Raw genomic sequence first — 7,531 nt, forward strand, 5'->3', positions numbered from 1 at the left:
GCCCGTCTATACGCCTTTGCCTTCGTACAATCGCTTTATCGCCCTTGAGCAGCAGGCCCTGGCCTCGAAGGAGCAGCAGCAGTACTGGCAGTCCACCTTGCAAGGCGCGCACCTGCCCTGGTGGAGCGGGCGCGAAAAAGCTCCGAGTCAGGTAATTCAGTGCGATATCTCCCTTTCGTCCAGTCGCCATATAATCCAACTGGCACGCCGCCTTGGGGTACAGGAAAAGAGCGTCTGGTGTGCCATCTATCTGGCACTGCTGTCACTGCTCGATGGCTCTGAGGAAGTGATGGGGCTGGTGGCGACCCAGGGACGTCCGGAAATACCTGACGGGGATAAAATGGTGGGGGTTTTTGTCAACGCTCTGCCAATACAGAAAAAAATCAGCGGGCTTAGCTGGGAAGCTTATATTTTGCAGGTCGATCAGACACTGCGTGCACAGCATGGCCACCGCCACTACCCCCTTTCGGAAATTCAGCGCGACAGCGATTTGGATTTTTCCGCAGCATTATTTAATTACACCAACTGGCATGTGTACTACGCCGAAAAGGAGCAGGATAGGCAAATTGATGACAATAGTTTCTCACCCACTTCCGGGGAACAGACAGACGCACCCTTGAAAGTCGGCGGGTGGGCGGAAACCAACTACCTGCTTTTGCTCGATGTTTTTAAAGACGAGAGCAGGGAAACGTTTGGTCTTGATATTAATGCCGATATCCAAATATTCAGTCAGCATTTTCGTGAGCGCATCCGCCACTACGTTGGCAATATTCTCAGGCAGTTGGAAACGCGTGCCGACAAGACTATCGATCTCGGTGCTTTGTTAAGCGATGCGGACCGACAGCATTGGCAAGCGCTGCAGACACCTGTAACGCAATATCCTAACGCCCAGGACATTTACACTGTGTTCGTGCGACAGGCTGAATACAGACCCGACGCCATCGCTCTGGTTCACCATGAGGAACAAATCAGCTATGGCCAGCTGCAACAGCGAGCCCGTCACCTGAGTGCTCAACTGCACGCGCAAGGTATTGGGCCGGAATCACGGGTGGGCCTGTGTATGGATCGCTGCGTCCACATGGTGGTCGGCATGCTGGCCACTTTGCGACTCGGTGGCTGCTATGTGCCCCTGGATCCTCACGATCCACCAGCGCGTCTGGCTTATATTCTCAAAGATAGCGGTATTGCCATCGTGCTGGCGCAAGCAGCTCATGAAAAAGCACAGGGGCTTGCGACCTATGTGCCAGTATTGGACATTACCGACAGGCCCTCTTTTGAGCCCTTCCTTGCCACCCCGCCAGCGCACAAAAGTCTGCCCACGAATCTCGCCTACATTAACTATACCTCCGGCAGTACTGGAAAACCCAAGGGCGTTTTACTGCAGCAGAAAAATGTATTGAGCCTTGCCGGTGGTGAAAGCGCCATTGCCATAGACGATTCGGAAATCGTTGCACAGACGGCTAATTATGCTTTCGATGCCATTACTTATGAGCTGTGGACTTGCCTGTTGACAGGGGCAAGGCTGGTTATTGTCGATCGCGACCTGACCCTGGAAGGTGCCCGCCTGCAGGAAACATTTGTCCGCTACGGAATTTCCACCGCGTTTCTTGCAACGGCCCTGTTTAATCGTATCGGGCTGGCCAACCAGCACGCATTTGCTTCACTCGATAAATTAATCATGGGTGGTGAAGCCTGTTCGGTAGAGGCCATCGAGCAGGTGCTGGCTCACAAACCCCGGCGTTTAATTAACGGCTATGGTCCCACCGAATGCACTACCTTCGCTACCACCTTTGATCTGGATACCGATATTTTGCGTTATCGCAGCGCACCTGTCGGGCGCCCCCTGGCGAATAATTCGGTTTATATTCTCAATCACGCCGGGCTTGTGCCTGTGGGTGTGGTGGGAGAGTTGTGTATTGGTGGGGCGGGTCTGGCCCGGGGCTATTTAAACCAGGCAAAACTCACCGCCGAAAAGTTTATCCCCAACCCCTTTAGCGATGTGCCGGGCGAGCGCCTGTATCGCAGCGGGGATTTGGCCAGGTTAATTCCTCAGGGAGAGGGTTTTGAGGGGCAGTTGGAATACCTCGGGCGGGTGGATCAGCAGGTTAAGATTCGCGGTTTTCGTATTGAAGTGGGCGAAATTGAGAATGTCCTCGGCGAACATGCAGGGGTGGACAATATTTGCATCTCCCTGGGCGATCGCCACGCAGGCAGTCCATCCCTGATCGCCTACTTAGTCAATGCCCAATGCCAGGATGAAGACACGAAAGGGAAATTGATCGCACAGGTGCAGCAGTTTGCCTGTGCCCGCTTGGCTTCGTACATGCTGCCGACCGATTATGTGGTGCTCGATAAACTGCCTTTGACGGCCAACGGCAAAGTGGATTATGCGATGCTGCCAAACCCGGGGCCGTCACTGTCCCGCCATGCCTATGTCGCGCCTGAGAGTGAAACAGAAATCCTCCTGAGTGATATTTGGCAGCGGGTCCTGGGAGTGGAGACCGTCGGATGCGAGGATAATTTTTTCCAGCTGGGTGGCCACTCGCTGATGGTGATGCAGGTGATCGCCCAACTGCGTGAGCGGGGCGTTGAGCTGTCTGTCGAGCAGCTGTTCCGTGCGCAGAATTTGGCGGAGCTTGCCAAGGGCATCGATGCGGCCCGCGCGGTCGACCAGGACCGTTTTGTCGCCCCTGAAAACGGTATTCCCGAAAATCCCCAGCAGATCCGACCCGATATGCTGTCCCTGGTGGTGCTCTCTCAGCAGGATATTGATCAGGCGGTCAGCCAGGTAGATGGTGGTGTGGCCAATATCAAGGATATATATCCCCTGGGCCCACTGCAGGAAGGTATTCTGTTTGTGCACACGATGTCGCAGCAGAGCGACCCTTTTATCATTAACAGCCTATATAAGGTGGATGGTGCCGGGCCGGTGGCGGCGCTGATCAAGGCTCTGCAATTTGTGATTGACCGTCACGATATCCTGCGTACAGCCTTTGTCTGGCAGGGGCTTTCGCAGCCTTTGCAGGTAGTCTTGCGCCGGGCGCGCCTCGCGGTCGAGTATTTTGATCTACAGCCCGGGCAGATCGATGCCGAACTGAATACACGCATGGACCCTGAGAAACAGCACATGGTGCTGGAACAGGCACCCCTCTTGCGCCTCCAGGTGGGCAGACTTGCCGGCAGCGCAAGTCACTACGTGATCTTCCAGTTTCACCACCTGGTGCTGGATCACGTCAGCCTCGAAATTATTGTGCGTGAGGTCGCCCACTTTGAAGCGGGCGAGCAGCACAAGCTGCCCCAAGCGATTCCCTACCGCCAGTATATTGCTCACGTCCAACATTTGGCGAAGTCCGGGCGAGCGCAAGAATTTTTCCGCTCGATGCTGACGGGCATCAAGGGCGATACCGAGCTTTTTGGTCTGACTCTGGCCAAGGCCAAAGGCGGTCGTATCCTTGAACACAGCTGCGCACTCCCCAACGATCTTGCGGCGCGGATTCGCGAGACAGCGCGCGCGCGACAACTGAGTCCGTCGGTCATTTTTCATAGCGCCTACGCCATGCTTATTGGCCTTTGCAGCGGTCGCGACGATGTTACCTTCGGCACCGTTCTGTCGGGCCGGTTGCAAGGTACCCTTGGGGCTGAGAGCATGCCGGGCCTGTTCATCAACACCTTGCCGCTTAGAGTAGGGTTGGGCAGGCACAGCGGTGAAAGCCTGATTCTGGAGGTCAAAGAGAAGCTTCAGCAATTGGTCAGCGTGGAATACGAAGCCCTGGCTGTGGCCTTGAAAGCTGCGGGTCTGCCCGCCGGAAGCACGGTTTTTTCCGCGCTACTCAACTATCGGCATTCGGCGCCGGACAAAGCACCCCGTTCGACAGGTGCGTCTGAAGGCCTCGAGTTTCTCGCCGCCCACGAACGCACCAACTACCCCTTTTCCCTTGCCGTCAACGATTTTGGTGAGCACTTTTCGTTGGATTTTCTGATCGACGAGCGAATTCAGATGGCGCCTGTTGTCGATTATTTCCTATCAACGATCCGTTATTTGATGGATCAACTATCCCCGCACGCGAGTGGCCCACTGATGCTTGATCACGGGCTGCCGGCAGATGTGAGAACAGCGCTTTTGGTTCCCGGGCCCATTCCCTCCGCGCCTTATCCGCTGTCCCAAAGCCTGTTGTCATCCTTCGAGCACTGGGCGGCCGAGTCGGAGGATGCCCTGGCGCTGGTGTCGGAAGCGGGCGGGGAACAGTTGACCTACGGCGAGCTTGCACACCGGGCCAACCGCCTGGCGCACGCCCTGCAGGCGCGCGGTGTGGGCCTGGAAACTCCCGTCGGGGTATGCCTGCCCCGCGGCCCCTCACTGATCATCAGCGCTGTGGCCATCCTCAAAGCCGGGGCGGTCTATGTCCCCCTGGAGCCGTCCAACCCCGCCCCGCGCATGACCTATATCCTGAACGACAGCCAGGTCGCCTGGGTGATCAGCGACAGCGAGCACCTTGAAGCCCTGGGCGGGACAGAACGGCCCTGCCTGTGTCTGGACCGGCCGGAGATCCGACAGGAACTTGGCCGGTTACCCGGCACACCACCGCCGGTGCCCAGGGTGAGTGACCACGGCGAGCGCAGCGCCTATCTGATCTACACCTCCGGCAGCACCGGTCAGCCCAAGGGCGTTATGGCCTGCCACCGGGCAGTGCTCAACCGTCTGTGCTGGCAGGCCGAGACCATGCCCGCAGCCGCCACAGATGTGTTCTGCCAAAAAACCCGCATCGGCTTTGTCGACCATGTAGCGGAGATTTTTCAGGCCTTGCACCGCGGCCGGCCGCTGGTGATTCTGGAGGAGGAGAGCCTGCAGACACCGGTGCGCCTCGGCCAGTGGCTGCGGGACTGGCACATCAGCCACCTCACTCTGGTGCCCTCACTGCTCAAAACCCTGCTGGCCAGCGGTCTGTCAGCGCCGGGACTGAAGGTGGTCACCAGCTCCGGCGAGGCCCTGTGGCACAGCGATCTGAGCGGCTTTGAAGAGGCCTTTCCCGGCGCCGAGCTATGGAACCTATACGGTTCCACCGAAGTGGGCGCCGACGTGAGCGCCTGCCGCTGGTCCTTTACCGAGGCGGCGGCCCCGGAGTGCTCGGTGATCGGGCAGCCCATCGCCAACCTCAGCGCCTATGTGCTCGGCCCCCGAGGCGAGCTTTTACCGCCGGGTGTGGTGGGCGAGTTGTGCATCGCCGGTACGGGGCTCGCCCATGGCTATGTGGGCCGCGGCGATTTGACCGCAGAGCGCTTTGTGCCCCACCCGTTCAGCGACACCCCGGGCGAGCGACTCTACTGCACGGGCGACCGTGTGCGTTATCTCCCTGACGGCAGCCTCGACTTTATCGGGCGCCTGGATGGGCAGGTCAACCTGCGCGGCTTTCGCATCGAATTGGGAGAGATCGAACACCACCTGCGCAGTCACGAGGCCGTGCAGGAGGCTGTCGCCGCGTTGCACGAGGCCGAAGGGGAAGAGCCCCGCCTGCTGGCCTATGTGCGGGTGGCGGAGGGTCTGGCGGACCCGGCTGGTGTGGAAAGGCAAGTGCGAGAATCCCTCAAGAGGGAGCTGCCGGCCTATATGCAACCTTCAGCCATCCAGGTATTGCCCCGCTTCCCGCGTACCGTCAGCGGTAAACTTGACCGCCAGGCCCTGCCAGTGCCGAGTCAAGGCGCGCTGGCACAAGGCGGCGCCAATGGGCCGCAAGGCACGACGGAATCCCTGCTGGCCAGCCTCTGGCAGGCCCTGCTGCAGGTTCCCCCGGTGGGGCGGGAGGACAACTTCTTCGAGCTGGGTGGTCACTCGCTGCTGGCCACGCAATTGGTGTCCCGCATCCGCGCCGCCTTCGGCGTCGATCTGCCGATCCGCTGTCTGTTTGAATCCCAGACCCTCAAGGCCCAGGCCCGGGCCCTGGAGCAAGCCTTAAAGCACGGCGCGACCGAGGCCCACCCCCCCCTGGTGCCAGTGCCCCGGGAGCCGGGGCGTGAGGCGCCCCTGTCCTATGCCCAGCAGCGTCTGTGGTTTTTGGGGCAGTACACGGGGCCGAGCGATGTCTACAACATGCCCCTGGCGCTTGAGATTTGTGGTCAGGTCAAGGAGGCGGCACTGCTGAAGGCCCTGGCGGCGTTGTTTGCACGTCACGAGAGTCTGCGCACCTGCTTTCGGGTGCACGGCGACGAGGCCTGGCAGGTGATCGACGCCGAAGGCCCGGCCCTTGCAGTGGAAGCGGTGGAAAGCGAGGCCGAACTGCAGCGCATTGCCGCTGCCGAGCGTCATTACGCCTTTGACCTGGCGGCCGACGCCCTGTGCCGGGTGCGCCTGTTGCGCCGGGACGGGGATCTGGACAGCGACGAGAATGGGGACGACAGCGAGCCATCCTACGCGCTGCTGCTGACCATGCACCACAGCATCTCCGATGGCTGGTCCCTGGGAATTGTGTTCCGCGAGTTAATTGCTCTTTACGAGGCTTTCGCCGCGGGCGAGGCCAACCCCCTGGCGCCCCTGCCGGTACAGTATGCCGACTTCGCGCACTGGCAGCGCCAGTGGTTGCGCGGTGAAGTGCTTGAGCGCCAGCTCGATTACTGGCGCCAGGCCCTGGCGGATCTGCCGCCACTGCTGACCCTGCCCACGGACCGGCCGCGCCCGCCGGAGCAGCGCTTTCGCGGCGGCTTCGCAGCGGTGGCGCTGCCGGCGGCCCTGTCGCAACAGTTACAGGCCCTGAGTCAGGCCCGGGGCGTCACCCTGTTTATGACGTTGCAATCGGCCTTTGCGGTGCTGTTGGGGCGCTACGCCGGCCAGGACGATGTCGCCATCGGCACGCCCATCGCCAACCGTACGCGTGAAGAGACAGAAGGGCTGATTGGATTTTTTGTCAACAGCCTGGTGCTGCGCAGCCGCCTGGACAAGGACCCGAGCTTCAATGAGCTTTTGGTGCAGAGCCGGGAGGCCTCATTGCAGGCCTACGCCCACCAGGATATTCCCTTTGAGATGCTGGTGGAGGCCATCAACCCGGTGCGCAGTCGGGCCCATTCACCCCTGTTTCAGGTGATGCTGGTGTTGCAAAACACACCATCTGCTGCAGTTTCCCTAGCTGATATTGAGATCGAGCAGCTGGCTCCGTCGGAAGATGCTGCGCGGGTGTCCCGTTTCGACCTTACCCTGAGCCTGGAAAGCACAGAGGCGGGCATTGTCGGTGCCATGGAGTACGATCGGGATCTGTTTGACGCCTCAACCATTGAGCGTTTTCTCGGGCACTATCAGCAGCTATTGGCCGCCGTTGTGGAGGCGCCTGAGTGTCGCATTTCACGTCTCGGGTGCCTCTCCGAGTCGGACATGGCTTTCTTCAAACAGCAGGGTGGTCTTTCCGCGCCTTATCCGCTGTCCCAAAGCCTGTTGTCATCCTTCGAGCACTGGGCGGCCGAGTCGGAGGATGCCCTGGCGCTGGTGTCGGAAGCGGGCGGGGAACAGTTGACCTACGGCGAGCTTGCACACCGGGCCAACCGCCTG

1 protein-coding gene is annotated in these 7,531 nt (G+C 60.0%); it reads left to right on the top strand.

Annotated elements, in window-relative coordinates; all coding sequences use genetic code 11:
- Positions 1-7,531, top strand: a 7,531-nt coding sequence (locus tag AB1S50_RS18445; protein WP_367152656.1) for an amino acid adenylation domain-containing protein, incomplete at both ends; no start/stop codon positions are given.

This window comes from Microbulbifer discodermiae, assembly GCF_040742695.1.
Classification (GTDB): Bacteria; Pseudomonadota; Gammaproteobacteria; order Pseudomonadales; family Cellvibrionaceae; genus Microbulbifer.